The organism is Rhodococcus sp. C1 (genome assembly GCF_020809065.1).
Taxonomy (GTDB): domain Bacteria; phylum Actinomycetota; class Actinomycetes; order Mycobacteriales; family Mycobacteriaceae; genus Rhodococcus_F; species Rhodococcus_F qingshengii.
The window spans coordinates 3,541,510-3,557,445 of sequence record NZ_CP078080.1 but is presented as its reverse complement, the minus strand read 5'-3'; the positions used below and the strand labels follow the sequence as shown (position 1 = coordinate 3,557,445).

The 15,936-nt window shown below is 60.7% G+C and carries 15 protein-coding genes; 9 read left to right on the top strand and 6 right to left on the bottom strand.

Annotated elements, in window-relative coordinates; translation table 11 throughout:
• Positions 1-98: 98 nt before the first annotated feature.
• Positions 99-1,580 (top strand): flavin-containing monooxygenase, encoded by a 1,482-nt coding sequence (locus KTR60_RS16210; RefSeq protein ID WP_030537063.1) that lies wholly within the window; start codon positions 99-101, stop codon positions 1,578-1,580.
• 21 nt (positions 1,581-1,601) lie between these two features.
• Here KTR60_RS16210 and KTR60_RS16205 read toward each other — a convergent pair whose 3' ends face one another.
• On the bottom strand, positions 1,602-2,123 hold the full coding sequence (locus tag KTR60_RS16205) for a universal stress protein (RefSeq protein WP_030537062.1): 522 nt from the start codon (positions 2,121-2,123) through the stop codon (positions 1,602-1,604).
• A 103-nt stretch (positions 2,124-2,226) separates the two neighbouring features.
• On the opposite strand from KTR60_RS16205, the gene hisI reads away from it, so the two are divergent.
• The 4 genes from hisI (at position 2,227) to KTR60_RS16185 (ending at position 3,657) form a co-directional block, all read left to right on the top strand.
• On the top strand, positions 2,227-2,574 hold the full coding sequence (gene hisI / locus KTR60_RS16200) for a phosphoribosyl-AMP cyclohydrolase (RefSeq protein WP_003942390.1): 348 nt from the start codon (positions 2,227-2,229) through the stop codon (positions 2,572-2,574).
• Positions 2,575-2,580: 6 nt separating this feature from the next.
• Positions 2,581-2,874 (top strand): DUF1905 domain-containing protein, encoded by a 294-nt coding sequence (locus tag KTR60_RS16195; protein WP_042449548.1) that lies wholly within the window; start codon positions 2,581-2,583, stop codon positions 2,872-2,874.
• Between the two features lie 62 nt (positions 2,875-2,936).
• Positions 2,937-3,197: a hypothetical protein gene (locus KTR60_RS16190; protein WP_228401036.1), complete on the top strand. Its 261-nt coding sequence runs from the start codon at positions 2,937-2,939 to the stop codon at positions 3,195-3,197.
• Between the two features lie 73 nt (positions 3,198-3,270).
• Entirely contained in the window at positions 3,271-3,657 is a 387-nt protein-coding gene (locus KTR60_RS16185; protein ID WP_042449546.1) for a DUF2784 domain-containing protein, read from the top strand.
• Between the two features lie 60 nt (positions 3,658-3,717).
• Here the strand turns inward: KTR60_RS16185 and KTR60_RS16180 are convergent, their stop codons facing one another.
• Positions 3,718-4,143, bottom strand: coding sequence for a nitroreductase/quinone reductase family protein (locus KTR60_RS16180; protein ID WP_029255500.1), 426 nt, complete (start codon positions 4,141-4,143; stop codon positions 3,718-3,720).
• Between the two features lie 109 nt (positions 4,144-4,252).
• Here KTR60_RS16180 and KTR60_RS16175 point away from each other — a divergent pair, with 109 nt between their 5' ends.
• Both KTR60_RS16175 and KTR60_RS16170 read left to right on the top strand, forming a co-directional pair.
• Entirely contained in the window at positions 4,253-4,675 is a 423-nt protein-coding gene (locus KTR60_RS16175) for an ArsR/SmtB family transcription factor (protein WP_003942406.1), read from the top strand.
• Positions 4,672-5,685, top strand: coding sequence for a cation diffusion facilitator family transporter (locus KTR60_RS16170; RefSeq protein WP_058226988.1), 1,014 nt, complete (start codon positions 4,672-4,674; stop codon positions 5,683-5,685). Before KTR60_RS16175 ends, KTR60_RS16170 begins: the two co-directional genes overlap by 4 nt.
• Positions 5,686-5,719: 34 nt before the next feature.
• Here the strand turns inward: KTR60_RS16170 and KTR60_RS16165 are convergent, their stop codons facing one another.
• Positions 5,720-6,331, bottom strand: coding sequence for a glyoxalase (locus KTR60_RS16165; protein WP_021333651.1), 612 nt, complete (start codon positions 6,329-6,331; stop codon positions 5,720-5,722).
• A 269-nt stretch (positions 6,332-6,600) separates the two neighbouring features.
• Between KTR60_RS16165 and KTR60_RS16160 the strand changes: the two genes are divergently transcribed.
• Together KTR60_RS16160 and KTR60_RS16155 are read left to right on the top strand one after the other, a co-directional pair.
• On the top strand, positions 6,601-9,753 hold the full coding sequence (locus KTR60_RS16160) for a multicopper oxidase family protein (RefSeq protein ID WP_228401035.1): 3,153 nt from the start codon (positions 6,601-6,603) through the stop codon (positions 9,751-9,753).
• Positions 9,754-9,870: 117 nt separating this feature from the next.
• Positions 9,871-11,109 carry an HNH endonuclease signature motif containing protein gene (locus KTR60_RS16155; RefSeq protein ID WP_228401034.1) on the top strand — a complete coding sequence of 413 codons (1,239 nt, stop codon included), beginning with the start codon at positions 9,871-9,873 and terminating at the stop codon, positions 11,107-11,109.
• Between the two features lie 85 nt (positions 11,110-11,194).
• On the opposite strand, the gene KTR60_RS16150 is transcribed toward KTR60_RS16155, so the two are convergent.
• Genes KTR60_RS16150 through KTR60_RS16140 form a run of 3 tightly spaced genes read right to left on the bottom strand, consistent with a single transcriptional unit; the run spans position 11,195 to position 15,677 of the window.
• Positions 11,195-12,166, bottom strand: a complete 972-nt coding sequence (locus KTR60_RS16150; RefSeq protein ID WP_021333615.1) for an antibiotic biosynthesis monooxygenase — start codon at positions 12,164-12,166, stop codon at positions 11,195-11,197.
• Complete coding sequence (locus tag KTR60_RS16145) at positions 12,163-14,856, bottom strand: molybdopterin-dependent oxidoreductase (RefSeq protein WP_054828039.1); 2,694 nt, start codon at positions 14,854-14,856, stop codon at positions 12,163-12,165. Before KTR60_RS16145 ends, KTR60_RS16150 begins: the two co-directional genes overlap by 4 nt.
• Positions 14,853-15,677 carry an FAD binding domain-containing protein gene (locus KTR60_RS16140; protein ID WP_228401033.1) on the bottom strand — a complete coding sequence of 275 codons (825 nt, stop codon included), beginning with the start codon at positions 15,675-15,677 and terminating at the stop codon, positions 14,853-14,855. Before KTR60_RS16140 ends, KTR60_RS16145 begins: the two co-directional genes overlap by 4 nt.
• Positions 15,678-15,936: the final 259 nt, after the last annotated feature.

Below are 15,936 nucleotides of genomic sequence, written 5' to 3'. Positions count from 1 at the left end.
CGTCACATCAGGAATGATACCGTTCTCAATAACGGAATGACGTGTCAGTTTCTGATGTGCAGTTTTTCTGATGTGCAGTTCACGAGAGGGATTCTCCGATGGCAGTGCAGTACGACGCAGTTGTGGTGGGGGCGGGCTTCGGCGGAATGGGTGCGGCCATTCAACTCAAGCGGCTGGGCCTGAACAACCTGGCGATCCTCGAGCGCGAGGACGATCTGGGTGGAACCTGGCACGTCAACCGCTATCCCGGTCTGGCTGTCGACATCGCGTCGGTCACCTACTCGTATTCGTTCGAGCCCAATCCGAACTGGTCCAGGCTTTTCGCACCGGGCGCGGAACTGAAGAAGTACGCCGATCACGTCGCGGACAAGTACGATCTGCGGAAGCACATGACGTTCGGTGCCGTGGTCAACGGAGCCCGCTGGGACGAGGATTCCTCGCACTGGGTCGTATCCGTCGAAGGCGCGCCGGACATCACTGCCAAGTATCTCCTGACTGCGACGGGTTTCCTCTCGCAACCGCATCGGCCCGACATCTCCGGTATCGACGACTTCGCCGGCAAGATCATCCACACCACGGCCTGGGACGATTCCTACGATCTGTCCGGCACCAAGACCGCAATCATCGGAACCGGCGCCACCGCTGTGCAGTTGATCCCCGAGGTGGCGCGTCAGGCCGCAGAGTTGACCGTCTACCAGCGCACGCCGATCTGGGTGGTTCCCAAGATCGACGTCCCCATTCCGAATGCAGTGCAGAAGCTGTTCTCGCGTATTCCGCTCACCCAGCGAATCGCGCGCGCTGTCAGTTCGTCGATCCTAGAAATGATCATGGTCAGCGCGGTCCTGCACTACAAGCAGGTCAAACTGTTGAACAAGGGTGCGGCGGCCGCATCACGTGCGTTTCTGCGGTCCCAGGTCAGCGACGCCAGCCTTCGCAAACAACTCACACCGGACTACGACTTCGGGTGCAAGCGTCCCACATTTTCCAACAGCTACTTCCGTACGTTCACCAAGGACAACGTGCATCTCGAAACGACGCCGATCGACCACATCGCTGCCGACGGAATCGTCACCGCCGACGGTCGCAAGACCGAGATCGACACCTTGGTGCTGGCAACGGGATTCAACCTCTGGGATGTGAATTTTCCAGCCATCGAGGTTATCGGTCGAGAGGGACGAAACCTCGGTAAGTGGTGGCGCGACAACCGTTTCCAGGCCTACGAAGGGGTCGCGGTTCCGTATTTCCCCAATTTCCTCACGCTCGCCAGTCCGTACTCGTACAGCGGGTTGTCCTACTTCACGACGATCGAATCCCAGATGCAGCACATGGATCGACTGTTCGGCGAGGTGAAACGGCGCGGCGCGGAAACATTCGAGGTCACCGAAACTGCCAACGCCGAGTTTCTCGACCGGATGACCGAGAACCTGGCGGACTCCGTCTTCTACGGCGGTAGTTGCCAGACTGCACGAAGCTATTACTTCAATCAGCACGGCGAGGCTGCGATTCTGCGGCCCACGTCTACACGGAATGCGTTCGTCGAAGCGAAACGCTTTCCGCTCGAGGACTATTCGATCATCTAGGCGGGCTTGTCCCGCGTTCGGCTATCTTGCCGAGCTGACTCCGGTCGGAACCGATATCACGGGATAACGGTTCTGCCGGTTCAGTCGGGAAGTGACCGAGATGTGCATCAGTCGGCTCACCGCGGAGGCAGCGCCTTTTCGCGGAGATCCGATCACGATGGTAAATGCGTCGTATTTGTCCGCGGTTGCGAGAATGACACCGGCCGGGTCTCCATAGGTGCAGTCGTACGTCCAGGTGTCGGCGTGCGAGGCAAGTGCCGAGGTTGTCTGCTCGCGTTGCGACACCATCTCGTCGTGCAGACGCGTTTCGAATTCTGGTGAGTCGGTTTCGACAGGTAGGTCCTCTGACGTGATGCAGTGAACGACGTGGAGGGCTGAATCCTCCTTGGCGGCAAGCGTCAGTGCGTAGCTGAGTACATTCTTGCTGGTAGCACCTGGGCCGATGCCGAGAACGACGTGGCGGGTTCGGACGCGATCGGTACTCAGGTTCGCGAGATGGCAGATGTACTCCGGGTGCGGACCGTCATGACGTTGATGGTTCATGTCGGATCTTCTTCCAAAGCGAGAGAAGCGAAGGAACTTCCATTCTAGGGCGGCCGTGCAGGGGAATTCCACGGAAGTCACAGGTGGAAGGTATAAACGTCATATGAGTCTTGATCCCGCAATCGCGGCGAAGCTGAAGCGAAACGACGCCGGACTGTTCAGCGCGGTTGCGCAGGAGAAGTCGACCGGTGATGTGCTGATGGTCGCGTGGATGGACGACGAAGCGCTCGCGCGAACACTGGAAACCCGTAAGGGGACGTACTATTCGCGCTCGCGGCAGCAGTACTGGGTCAAGGGAGAGACCTCCGGGCACACCCAGTACGTGCACGAGGTGCGCCTCGACTGTGACGGCGATTCCGTCTTGCTGATCGTCGATCAGGAGGGCGCCGCGTGCCACACCGGCACTCACACGTGTTTCGACACCGACGTCCTGCTCGCTGCTGAGCAGTGACGCGAGATGGCCACTGACAAGACTCCACAACCGCTCGATTACTCGTTCACCGCTCCCATCGAGAAAGACGGTGCGTTCGCAACGTTCTTGACCGTGCCCGGCTCGGCGGAACTTCTGGGAACCAGACGCGCTGTGAAGGTGCTCGGAACCCTCGATGGTGAGCATCCCTTCGAGGCGACGCTGATGCCCTCCGGCGACGGACCGCACTGGCTTCCGCTGCGCGTGGCGCTGTGCAAGGCGATCGGCAAGAGCGCCGCTGGAGAAGAGGTAGCGGTACATCTACAGCAGCGCCTGAGCTGAAGTTTTCCCGAACCAAGGAGCGCCGTCGTGCAATTCTGTTCGACTTCGCACACGCCGCGGACGTGGCGCCGGATCGGTGGGCCGAGTACGGTCCAGGTGCCCTCGGTGTCGGGTGGGACATGGGACTGCTCGGGTTGGCTCGACACGTGGAACTGGGGATCGCGACGCCACTCGAGACACCCGAGTGGTCGGCGAGCGACGAGGCCAAGGCATTCATCGCGGGAAGCAGTGAACTGTGGGCCGAAGCTGCGATCGCATCGGGCGACGACCCGGATGCGGCTGCAGCCGCCGCTGCTCGCACGACCGCTGCATACACCGGGTAGATCACCTCTACGAGGACTAACATCGGATTAGTCTGGTTGTTGCGGGACTTCCGCGCCACGAGCGGAGACGACGATGGTGTATCGGCTCATCGAAGTAGTAACGGTGTTCGTTCACTTCGGGTTTGTTCTCTATGTGGTGCTGGGTGGATTCGTGGCGTGGAAGTGGCGTCGTACCATCGGTTTCCACCTACTTGCAGTCGTCTGGGGAGCCGGTTCGATAGCGGTCGGATATGACTGCCCGCTGACCAATCTCGAGAACTGGGCCCGCCGGATGGCCGGGATCGCGGAGTTGCCGTCCACCGGATTCATCTCGCACTACATCACCGGCGTGTTCTATCCGGCGAGTATCGAAGGCCTTGTACAGGCGCTCGCGGCGACAGTGGTTGTCGGATCCTGGGTCGGATACGTGCTGCTCGGACGGCATGCGAAGGGTGAGGTCAAAGCCCCTTCAGCGACCTGATTCCGTACAAACGATCCCAGCCGTTTCCGAATGGAAACGACTGGGAGGTGCTACCAGGATTTACGCGCGAGTCAGGGCTACCACCGGGATTGTGCGGATCCCAGCGGTCTTCTCCGCGTATTCGGCAAATCCCGGGTATCGACTGGCCTGCTCGTCGTAGATGCGGTCACGCTTCTCGCCGGTTACTTCGCTGACGGAGACCGGGTATGTTTCGGTGCCGATCTCGACCTCTGCCTGGTCGGTGGCAACGAGGTTGTAGTACCAGTCGGGATTGGTCGGGGCACCGGCCTTGGATGCAAAAACGTAGATGGTCTTCGGATCCTGCTCGTCTGCCAGATACATCATGGGACTCACGAAATCGCGTCCGGATTTGCGTCCTGTGTGGTGGACCAACACCATGGGCGCACCTTCGAAGGGGCCACCTACCTTGCCCTCGTTCTCCCGAAATTCCGCAATGATTCCTGCGTTCCAATCGTCGGTACTCATCGTTGTCTCCCGGTCTGCGAGTGGCGAAGGGCTCTGCCGCCAAGCTTTGCACAACTGGTGAATCGACGAGAGGTCATCTTCGGCGTCCAGCATGATCTACTATCTACGTATGAACGCAGATAGTGGTGTTTGTCGCCGTAAGCTTCCCGATGATCAGGTCGACCTCGTCGTCGAGGTGTTCCGCATGCTGGCCGACGCAACCCGTGTGCAGGTTTTGTGGGCATTGGTAGACCGCGAGTGCTCGGTGAACGAACTGGCGGAACGCGTCGGCAAGCCGGCGCCCTCGGTGTCGCAGCACCTGGCGAAATTGCGCATGGCAAGGTTGGTACGAACGCGCCGCGATGGTACGACGGTGTTCTATCGCCTGGAGAACGACCATGTGCGCCAACTGGTTACGGATGCGGTCTTCAATGCGGAGCATGCCGGACCCGGATTGCCGGGGCATCACCGTAGTGAAGGTGAGCTTCGGGAGATACACCCGGAGCGCTCGGCGAACGTCGATCGGACCGATCAAGAAGAAGGTGCGTCATGACGCACGAACCCAAGACGTCCCACGGCCACGGCCACCGCCATGTCCACGGGCCGAAGGGATTTCGATCGGCAGTCCGCGAAGTGTTCTCGCCGCACAGTCACGACGCTGCCGACAGTGTCGACGACGCATTGGAATCGAGCGCAATCGGCATCCGGGCGGTCAAGATCAGTCTTGTCGCGCTCGGAGTCACCGCAGTTGCTCAGGTTGCGATCGTGGCGATCTCGGGTTCGGTGGCGCTGCTGGCGGACACCATTCACAACTTCTCCGACGCGCTCACGGCAGTCCCACTCTGGATTGCCTTCGCGCTCGGTCGGCGCGCTGCGACCAGGCGCTATACCTATGGTTTCGGGCGTGCGGAGGATTTGGCCGGACTGTTCGTGCTCGCCATGATCGCACTGTCGGCAGTGATCGCCGGTGTCGAGGCGGTGAGGCGATTGATCAACCCGGTCGAGATCGAGCACCTCGGTTGGGTAGCGGCGGCAGGTTTGATCGGTTTCATCGGAAACGAATTGGTGGCGTTGTATCGGATCAGGGTCGGCAGGCAAATCGGTTCAGCGGCCCTGGTGGCCGATGGATTGCATGCTCGGACCGACGGATTCACTTCGCTCGCAGTCCTTCTGGGGGTGGGGGGAGTTGCGCTGGGTTTCCCGTTGGCAGATCCGATCATCGGCCTTGTCATCACCGTTGCCATCGTGGCGGTGCTCAGGACTGCAGCGCGAGACGTCTTCCGGAGGTTGATGGACGGCGTCGAACCTGAGTTGGTGGACGACGCAGAGCATGCATTGATGCACGAACCTGGAGTCCTCGGTGTTCGTGATCTGAAGATGCGGTGGATCGGACACCGACTGCATGCCGATGCAGAACTCGACATCGATCCCCGGGCAACACTTGCCGAAGCTCATGCGATTGCACACAGCGCCGAGCATTCGCTCACTCACGCGGTGCCCAAACTCGCTACTGCCTTGGTGCATGCGTACCCGGCGCATGACGCGGCCAACTCCGAAGTCTGATACCGGCCGCCTTCCCGGTGATCTGTGCTTGATGTCAAGCGCAGGCGGCTTCCCAGGCGAAACCGTCTGGGTCTGTGAAGGTTTCAGACGCGCCGGCAACGGTCAGACGGTGTGATCCGGTGCCTTCCGGAGCAACCCCGGCATCCTTTGCCAAAGCGCGGCGACCATACAGTGCGAGTGTCACATTGTTTGCTGCACTGGTGAATTCGACGTACTTGCGACCGAAGCTCTTGGACACCTCGAGTCCGCGGTCGAGGTAGAACTGCTTGCTGGCCTTGACGTCTTCGGCGCCGAGCAGCAGCACGAGGCTGTCGATCGTGCGGGTGGCCGGCCCGTCGTTCTTCTTCGACGACGTGGCGATCTTCCAGATCGAACCGTCTGGAGCCTGGACGACTCCGCCGTATCCCCAGAGGGATTTCTTGACAGGCTTCAAGGCGGTGGCACCGGCTGCGAGTGCTGCGCCGACGAAGGCGTCGACGATGTTCGGTTGGGAGACGACGAGCGAAAGGGTGTACCCACGAAACCCTGTTGTCGGTTCGTTCGATTCGCGTAGCTGGATTCGATCTCCGACGCCGAGAGCGTTGTAGAAGGCTTCGGCTGCCGCGAGGTCGGGAACGTCGAGTATCACGGATTTCGCGGTGGTCATCTGGGCGCTCCCTGCTGATGTGTGGATTGGCGACGTGTGGTCGGAAGTGGACTTCTGTGGTGTGTTCATGTGTTTCAACGTAATTGCGGGTCCCGTGGTTGTGCTTCTCGATTTCTGATCGGTTTGCTGAGACTGCTTGCAAGGTGCAGCACTCACGCAGGCCTTAGGTGGGCGATTTGTCGTGAATATCCTGTTCAGCCGATGTTTTCTCGATAGGCTGGTGAGCGCTGATCGGACGTACCTCACGCCACCATGGAACGGGGAAACCAGTGATCGCACTGCGACGAAAGTCGTTAGCCGCAGCAGTTGTGGTGTCCATGACGATGGCGTTGGCCGCGTGTACCTCCGGTGAATCGGCGCCCGAGGTGGGCGGCAATTACGGCTCTGGCGGAACCGCCGTCGACTATCGGGAGCCGGTGAAACTGAGTAGCCGAGATGGTGTTCTCGAGGTGCGCTTGTCCGCTCATCAGGGAGTGATTCCGCTCGATACCGCTTCGGCGCCTGTGTCGAATTTTCTGCTCTTCGGGTACGAGGTCATCCGCGGTACGGCGTCGGACGGATCGACCTCGGCGAGTGACGTCTATCCGGCGCCGACTCTCCGCGTCAATCCCGGAGAGCGATTGATCATTCATTACGACAACGATTTGCAGGATCTCACGATCCAGGACTTCTACGATCCGGCATTCACACCTGCGGGCGGGGGCGTGCCGATCTATCCGCCGGCGCTGACGTCGGCTCCGCTGAATCTGCACACGCACGGAGTGCACGTGAGTCCGGACGGCAATGCGGACAACGTGTTGCTCAACATTCCAGCCGGCCAGGGAAACGTGTACGACTACGCGATTCCGGGGACGATGCCGAACGGTCTGTACTGGTATCACAGTCACCGGCACACCCTCACCGCCCAGCAGACGTACATGGGCCTGGCCGGGCTACTGGAAATCGGCCGGCCGGACGGCAATCTGCCTGTCGTGACGGCAAACGACGTTCCGATTCGCGATATGGCACTGCAGTACAACTTCGTATTCGACCGCAAAGGAAAGGGCCGACAGCTCAACGACGCGAACTGGCCCCAATTCGTCAGTACGTTGACGCCACCCGCCGGTACGGAACTAGCCGACGGGACGTACCGTCCGAGCCTTGCTCCGGTGAATTTCTCGGACACCACCGAGGGCGCGCAGTATTTCACCAACTGGTATACCGGACCGTTGTCCCCGGCCAATCATCGTGGACAGAATCAATTCGTTCCAGGCAATCTGCAGAGCTTCGTGGGTGAATCGACGACTGTACCGGCCGATCCCTCACTGCCGGAGAACCAACGCGATGTGCAGTACACCGTGAACGGTCAGTTCCAGCCGTCGCTGAAACTGAAGCCGGGGCAGACCGAGATCTGGGTGCTTGCCAACATCAGCGACTTTGCCTACATGCCGGTCACGTTGACGGAAACCGCAACCGGCGCCCATCCGAAGTTCGCCATCGTAGGGCAGGACGGAAACCCGTTCGACGAGGTCAGGCCACCCGTGGACGGGGACGGAACCAGGCTGGTGATTCCGCCGGCCTCGCGATACGCAATCGCAGTGACGATGCCGGAGTCCGGCGATCTGGTGCTGGAGATGCCACCGCTCGAAGGTGCAAAGCCGGTGAGCAATCCAGGCATTCTCTACACCAACAACGGTACCGACAATCCGCCCGCCGAACTCGGAACCGTCACCGTCGACCCGTCGGTGATCAGTTACGCGGACGGATTCTTCACGTTCCCGACTCAGCAGTTGATCCGTGCGACGCCAGACGAGGGCGAAGGAAAGACGACTCCCTTCGAGTTCGGACAGAAGCTCGATACCTACACCTCGTTCGTGGATACCGCAGCGATGACGCCCGACGTGACCCGCAACCTCACAGTGTCCGGTGGGTTCGGAAACGAGAAGGCCAGCAACAGTGATCCGAAGGCCTTCACCTACGAATTCGCCGACAACACGTTCCCCAACATTCCGCTGATTCAACCGCGACTGAATTCCGTTGAGGAATGGAAGATCACGAACCTCAACAACGACGAACACCCGATGCATATTCACGTCAACGACTTCCAGGTAACGGAAGTTGTGGATCCCGTCGCAGGTACCACGACAGGGGTTCAGCCATGGGGAATCGACAACGTGAACGTGCCCGCTCCGGTGACTGACGAGAATGAGAATGCTCTCGAGCCTGCGTCAGTGACGTTGCGAACGAAGTTCACCGAGTACACCGGAACCTTTGTGATTCACTGCCACCGACTCAATCACGAGGACAACGGTTTGATGGCGACTGTCAACGTGATTCCCGAGGTATCGACATATGCCGTCGCGATACCTGGTTCGGCCGGCGTGCCCGCCAAGGTGCAGATATTCGATGCCAACGGCGACAAACTGATCACTGCTGTGACGCCCTTCCCGTCGTTCGAAGGCACCCCGAGTGTTGCGATGGCGGACGTGAACGGAGACATGGTGCTTGATCTGGTCGCTGGAACAGGTGCAGGCTCGGCTCCGGAAGTGGTGGCGTACAACGCAGTCGGCGGCGTGCCGTTCACCGACGAGTTGGCAAGATTTGCCCCCTTCGATGTGGGTTTTCGTGGCGGAGTGAACATCGGCGGCGTCGATATCGACGGAAACGCACTGGCGGACAACATCATCGTTGCCTCGGGCCCAGGGATGGAGTCGCAGGTCAAGATTTACTCCACCGACCTTCCGGCGGACAAGAGGTCCGCACCCGCAGAATTCGGTTCGTTCTCGCCGTACCCGGGATCGAGTAGCGGAGTCACGTTCGCAACCGGAATGGTTGACAGTCACTCCGGTCGAGCGAGCATCGTGACCGCACCGGGTGCGGGCGAGGAGCCGTTGATCAAGACGTTCCGCTACGACCTGTACGAACCGACGGCGGCTGCGCAGGGCGGCTCCGATGAACACGCAGGTCATACGGCTGGTCCTGTAATGACGTCGCAGTTCTTGGCATTCGATCAGGGCTACCGCGACGGGGTGTCTCTGTCGACGGGTTGGGTGGCCGGCGCCGAGGGCGGCGCAAAGTCGATAGTGGCAGGCATGCTCGGAGGAGAAGGATCAATCCGCGTCTTCTCGAGTGGATCCAGGCTCGACGGTGCACCCGAGATGTACCTCGAGAGTCCAGATCACCATTCGACGGACGTGGCATTTCGGGAGGTTGCAGCTTTCGACCCGTTCACCGCTCCAGAGTCGGGTGTGGGAGTGGCCACGACGAGCACGACTACCGGCGCGGATCTCCTCGTCAGCGGCAGCAACGGAACGGGTGCCGAAGTTCGGAAATTCACTCTCGGTCGTGCCGATCCGTCTGCGACCACATTGACACCGACGCTTGTGGGAACGCTGCCGCCCTATCCCGTCGGCGGGGGAGTTCTGCCGCTCGGCGGCCGATGATCCGGTTTTGAGAGTTGCTGAAAGTAGTTTCATATCAACGTGTCTCGAGCCTTCCTGTTCTCGAAGTTGTCCGGTTTGTCTCTGGTTATCGAAAGTGTGTTCGATTAAACTTTCGGTATGGACAGTCGGGGAGCGTGGCAGCTGGATGGTGAGGGCCTCAAGGGCGAGGTTCTGGATCTGGTGCGTGTCCGGCACGAGTTGCAGTCGCGGATGGTGTTGTTGATCGTGGAGATGTTTTCCCGGGAGGTTCTCGGCGGGAGAGGTTTTCGGGCGATCGCGCAGTGGTTGCATGGTTCGACGAATTTGGAGATCGGTGAGTGCAGTCTGTTGGTCGGGTTGGCGAGGTTGTTGATGCTCGAGCCTGTTGTGGGCGATGCGTTTCACCGTGGTGACGTGGATGCGTTGAAAGCCCGTCAGGTGGCGTCGTTTTGTCAGCATCCACCGAAGAACATGACCCTGGCGGATGTGGACAAGGCTCGCGGGATTCTGTTGGGGTTGGCGTCGCAGAACATTGCCGATTGTGATGCGGTGCGGGCGGCGATTCGGCGGATCGAGAAGCAGTACGGCAGGCGTGAGGACGGGGTTCCGGTGGGTGAGGATTCGGAGCGTAACGAGTTCTACGCGTCGAAGGGTTTGTACGGGCGGGTGTCGGTGAAGGGTGATCTGGATGCGGTGAACGGGGCACGTCTGATCACGTTGTTGTCGAGTCTGTCTGCGCCGACGCCGGAGAAGGACGGCGTCAAGGACACGCGTACTCCGGCGCTGCGGCGGGCGGATGGGTTTTGCGAGTTGTTGCGCCGGTATGAGCGGGCGGGGTTGGGTCCGGTCGAGGGCGGGGTGAAACCGCACATCACGGTGACTGCGTCGGCGAAAGACATGACAGACCTCAAAGCCTTGAAGGATATGTTGCCGTCGACTCAGGAGTTGGGTTTCGCGTGGGCGGATTGGGTGGGCCCGATCAGTATCGATACCGCGCGGATGTTGGCGTGCGACTGCACGGTCACGCGGATTTTGTTGGATGAGAGTGGTGTTCCGCTCGACTGCGGTAAGGAAGCGAGAACGGCGACGGTGCCGCAGCGGCGGGCGTTGGCGGTTCGTGATGGTGGGTGTGCGTTTCCGGGGTGCGGGACTCCGTCGGGGTGGTGCGATGCCCATCATATTGTTCACTGGGGTGATGGTGGCCCAACGGATCTCGATAATCTGGTCTTGTTGTGTGGTCATCATCATCGGACGCTGCATCACACGGAGTGGCGGGTGGAGATCGGTCCGGATCGGAAATCGGTGTTCTATCCACCGATGTCGATCGATCCGTTCCAGCATCCGATCGGCGGGAACAGCCCACCAACGGCCGCGTGAACGGACATAACTGAAAATGCCAGCGTATGCACCGGGGAAGAATCATGCCCCGTTACATGCGCTGGCTTTTCGTGTTCCGGAGAGTTCAGGGCAGCGACCAGAACTGAGTAGTCACGAGGTAGAAGACGATAACCCAGAACAAGGTCACAGCGGCGACGATTGCCACCCCTTGTGCGTTGGTTTTTGCGACAGGAATCCCCGGAGGCGGACGCAGCCAACGGCGCAGGAGTCGATTCACGTAGTACGGCATCGTGAAGAAACTCATGATGAAGCTCGACAGCAGATTGCCGATCAACAATCCGAGCCAGAGTGGCAGCTTCAGCGGTGACAGCGCCAAAGTAAGCAAGACGACAGTCGGGTAGAGACCGACCCAGACCGCGATCGAGGTTTTTGTCTCCGAAGGTGGAGGGGCCTCGTTTCCGTTCTCGTCGAAGGCAAACCAACTGCCGAACGAATTGTCCACGGTTCGCAGTTCGAAGTCGTGAAACTTGCGGCCCTCGGCGAGGAGTTGTTGTCGCTCAGGGGAAGTCAGCCACGTATCGAGGTGGGCAGCATTGTCGAAGCGATACAGCAGGGTCCATTCATCCTGCACACCGTCGACGGGGCGAAACAGTTCGGTGCCGCGGAATCCGTCGAAAGCACTCTCCACCTCCCGAAGGCGATCCTGCCAGGCAAGGAACTCGTCGATGCTGTCGTCACCTACTCGGTGCGTCACTACGACGGTCAGCAGTGGGTCCGGAGGCCTGATCCCGCCGCTCACTACCTGCTGCGTGGCCGGGCCGTCGAAGAACTGACGACCGCTGTCGAGGTAGTCCTGCCTCGTCGCGCTGTTGATCCACGCTTGAACATGAGCGATGGAGTCGAAGCGGTACACGATCACCCAATCAGGTTGGGTGGGCGTCGGAGCAGCGATTTCTGCCCCGAGGAAGCCTGCATAATCTGCGGCGGCTCGGTTGAGATCTTTCTGCCAGACCTCGAATTCTTTCTCCAGTCCGGCACGCACTCGCTGGCCGATGATGACCGTCGCGGCGCTGTCCGCCGACGTGTGCGCGGTCATCGGTTCAGGCCTGTGTAGATGCGTTCCGGGGTGAGCGGTAGCGACCGGAATCGTGACCCGGTTGCATCCTGCAGTGCGTTCGCCAATGCAGGGGCAACCGGATTGATGCAGCACTCCGCCATGCCCTTGGAGCGGAGAGGACCGACGGAGTCTGATGACTCGACGAGGATCACCTCCGTGCGTGGGATATCTGCATATGTCGGGATCCGGTAGTTACGTAGATTCGGGTTCATCATCGCGCCGTTTGCGTCTACGTGGAAGTTCTCGGTGAGTGCGAAGCCGATGCCCTGGGCGACGCCACCTTCGATCTGTCCCCGCACCTGCGCCGGATTGATGATCACCCCAGCGTCGGTGGCTTGGACGCTGTAGAGAATGCGGATCTCGCCGGTGATGCGATGGACGGCAATCCGGAAGCCATGAGTGTTGGACACCACGCTGCGCGGAGATCCGTATGCCTTCCGCGCCTCGGTGAATCGGATCCCGCGCGGGCGCGCGGCCTCGAGTATCTCTTGCAGTGTTAATCGAGTACTACCGCAGACGATCTTGTCGTCGTCCATCGAGCACTGGTCAATCGACACGCCGGTGTGGTGCGCGGCGAAGGCAAGTAGGCGATCGCGGAGCGCATTCGACGCGCGAAGTACCGCGTTCCCAGCGACAAACAGGCCGGCGCTGGCGAAAGCGCCTGTGTCGAAACCGGTTCGGTCGGTGTCCGACTGAATGATTCGTACACGCGACGGAGTTGTGCCCAGCTGATTTGCGGCGATCTGCACGTGGGCCGTAGAAGTTCCCTCACCGAATTCGACTGTGCCGATGGCAAGTTCGTATACACAGTCTTCGCCGAGGGTGAGCCAAGCCTCGGAAATGTGCTCGGTGGGTGGCGCGGTCTCATGTAGTGAACTGGCGGTACCGGTGCCGATCAGCCAATCGTCTCCGAGCGAGGGAACCTGTTGCCGCTTCAACGCGGTGTCGATCAGATCGATGCATTGCCCCAGTCCGTCTTCGGTGAAGATCACGTCGTCTGGGCCGTCTTCGAGTGCGATCAGCGAATCGCCCGGTCGGACGATATTGCGTCGACGCAGTTCGAGCGGATCCATGTTCAGCGCGACGGCCAATTCGGTCATGGCCGATTCCACGGCAAAGGCCGGTTGCGTCATCCCGTACCCACGCAGAGCGCCGCTCGGGACGTTATTGGTGTACACGGAATACGCATCGAACTTCTTGTTGGCGCAGCGGTAGAGCGATACTGCCGCGCCGCCGGCAAAGAGTGTCTCTCCACCGTGGTTTCCGTACGCACCGGTGTTCGATACGTTGCGATACTGAAAGGCTGTGAGGGTTCCGTCCGACTTGGCACCGAGCTTGATCGTGAGCTTCATCGGATGACGCGGCGACGCGGTGGTGAACTCTTCTTCTCGGGTGAACTCGAGGCAGACGGGACGACCGGTGTCGAGGGTGGCGAGCGCCACCAGATCCTCGCTGATCACTTCCTGTTTTCCTCCGAACCCGCCGCCCACGCGTTTGCAGAACACGCGTAGCTGATCCGGGCGGAGGTCGAAGAGATGGGCGAGTTTGACCTTGGCGATGGAGGGGGACTGCGAACTTGTGCGAACGTGAAGGCGTCCGTCTTCCATCCAGGAGATCGAACCGTGCGTCTCGAGGTGCGCGTGCTGAACCCGCGGCGAGAAGTAGGTGCCTTCGTGGATGACGTCGGCCTCGGCGAACCCTGCCTCGACGTCGCCCACATGACCGTGAAGTTCGAGCAGGATGTTGTGCTCGGGATCTCGAACAAAGGGATCGTCGGATCCGTGCAGGGCTGGAGCGCCGTCGGCCATGGCCTCTTCCGGATCGAACACGGAAGGCAGGATCTCGTAATCGACCTTCACCTTCCGACGGCCTTCTTCCGCAGCGACGACGGAGTCGGCGAGGACGGCCACTACACGCTGACCCACGAACCGCACGACGTTGTCGAGAATGTAGGTGTCGTCCGGATCGACAAGGTGGTCGGTATGTATTGCCGTGGTGAAGAGCTTGCGCGGCACGTCTTTCCAGGTGTAGACGCGATGGACACCGGGGACGGCGAGCGCCTCGGTGGTGTCGATGGAGGTGATGCGGGCATGTGCGTGAGGCGAGTGCAGCACTTTCAGGTGCAGCATGCCGTCGATCGCGGTGTCCATAGTGTATTCGGCTCGGCCGGTCACCACGTCGGTGGCCGCCGGCGCCCCGACGCTGGTTCCGACGGCCTGTCCCGGGAGGGCAACTTCGACAGCACCGACACCGTTGACCGCGTCTTCGATGGATCGGTAACCGGTGCAGCGGCACAGGTTTCCCTTGAGCGCTCGCGGCAAGTCTTCTTTCTGCGCGTCGGTGAGCGCCGCCGAGGTCATGATCATCCCGGCGGTGCAGAACCCACACTGAAAGCCGGGTGCATCCCGGAACTGCTGCTGAATCGGATGGAGATCTTCGGGCGTGCCGAGTCCCTCGATCGTGGTTACCGCGCGACCGTCGGCGCGAAAGGCGGGCGTGATGCAGCTGTGTATCGGTGTTCCGTCGAGCCACACTGTGCACGCCCCGCAGTCCCCGCCGTCGCACCCCTTTTTCACCCCGTGGTGTCCGAGGTGCCGAAGAAACGTCCGGAGACACTGTCCCGGGAACGGCTCCTCGTGGAACTGCCGGTCGTTCACCGTGTAGCTCATGACTGGCTCCCCGTGAGTTCGTTTCGGAGCTCGTCGGCGTAGTGGCGGGCGAGGTGGAGGCGGTGGTCTGGGGTTCCGTTGGGATCGTCGAACCAAATGTCGGCCGAAATGGAGTCGACGGCTCGTCGCAGAGTGTGCTCGTCCGGCATGGTGTCGAACGTCAGCCGGATCGGATGGGTGGTGCCGGCGGTGATGGTGAGGTGAAAGTCGTCGGCGCCAGGAGTCTGCGTCGCGATCATGAAGATCGTCGAACGGCCGAGGTGCGTGAGACTGAAGCGGCGGTGGGCGTGCCGTTTGGTGAGTGCGTGCACCGGGAACTCGATGCTCCGAAGGACTTCGCCCGGCTCCAGGACATTCTGGTGGTCACCGGTCACGAAGTCGCACGCGTCGACGGTCCTCACTGTTCCGTCGGTAGCCCATAGTGTGAACGAAGCCTCGAGTGCAACTGCCAGGGTGATCATCGGTCCGGCTGGAAGTGACATACAGATGTTGCCGCCTACGGTTGCCGAAGTCCACACCTTGAAAGACGAGAGGAAGTACTCGCAGCTGACGCGAATAAGTGGACTCGCACGCCAATTGTCCGGCGGGACAAACGCATACAGTTCGGCAACGGTGCACGTAGCTCCGACACCGAAATGAGTCGGGCCGACCTCCAGTGGTGTCCAACCGAGCGCGGTGAGGTCGACCAGTCGACGCGTGTCGGGTTGTTCTGCTGAGAACAGCCACGTTCCTCCCGCGAGCCAGGCGTCGCCGGGACGCCACACGTCCCCTGGGCGATCCGGTGGTCGGCGTATCACGTCGGTAATGGTGGTGATGTCCATGCGCCTGCTCCCCTCGGGGGATGTGTCTTCTCGGAGTGGGACATTACCGAGGTGACGAGACACATTCACACTTTTAGTACATATCGGGCACGCGAAACATGAGCGATACGTACGTGACATCGACTGGTGGGGCGGTGCATGCGCTTGCCGATTCTGGGTACGACTGCTTGAGAGGCGCGATCAGCCTCTTGCTTTCGCGCTGTTGATTCGGACGCGGCTACGCACTCGGCGGCCGCGGAGATCATGCGGGGCGGGGCGC

Bases quoted from the DNA above. Each gene is read 5' to 3' on its own strand.
- KTR60_RS16155 (WP_228401034.1), top strand. From the start codon at position 9,871: ATGGACAGTCGGGGAGCGTGGCAGCTGGATGGTGAGGGCCTCAAGGGC.
- KTR60_RS16170 (WP_058226988.1), top strand. From the start codon at position 4,672: ATGACGCACGAACCCAAGACGTCCCACGGCCACGGCCACCGCCATGTC.
- KTR60_RS16165 (WP_021333651.1), bottom strand. From the start codon at position 6,331: ATGACCACCGCGAAATCCGTGATACTCGACGTTCCCGACCTCGCGGCA.
- hisI (WP_003942390.1), top strand. From the start codon at position 2,227: ATGAGTCTTGATCCCGCAATCGCGGCGAAGCTGAAGCGAAACGACGCC.
- KTR60_RS16195 (WP_042449548.1), top strand. From the start codon at position 2,581: ATGGCCACTGACAAGACTCCACAACCGCTCGATTACTCGTTCACCGCT.
- KTR60_RS16145 (WP_054828039.1), bottom strand. From the start codon at position 14,856: ATGAGCTACACGGTGAACGACCGGCAGTTCCACGAGGAGCCGTTCCCG.
- KTR60_RS16175 (WP_003942406.1), top strand. From the start codon at position 4,253: ATGAACGCAGATAGTGGTGTTTGTCGCCGTAAGCTTCCCGATGATCAG.
- KTR60_RS16205 (WP_030537062.1), bottom strand. From the start codon at position 2,123: ATGAACCATCAACGTCATGACGGTCCGCACCCGGAGTACATCTGCCAT.
- KTR60_RS16185 (WP_042449546.1), top strand. From the start codon at position 3,271: ATGGTGTATCGGCTCATCGAAGTAGTAACGGTGTTCGTTCACTTCGGG.
- KTR60_RS16150 (WP_021333615.1), bottom strand. From the start codon at position 12,166: ATGACCGCGCACACGTCGGCGGACAGCGCCGCGACGGTCATCATCGGC.
- KTR60_RS16140 (WP_228401033.1), bottom strand. From the start codon at position 15,677: ATGGACATCACCACCATTACCGACGTGATACGCCGACCACCGGATCGC.
- KTR60_RS16180 (WP_029255500.1), bottom strand. From the start codon at position 4,143: ATGAGTACCGACGATTGGAACGCAGGAATCATTGCGGAATTTCGGGAG.
- KTR60_RS16210 (WP_030537063.1), top strand. From the start codon at position 99: ATGGCAGTGCAGTACGACGCAGTTGTGGTGGGGGCGGGCTTCGGCGGA.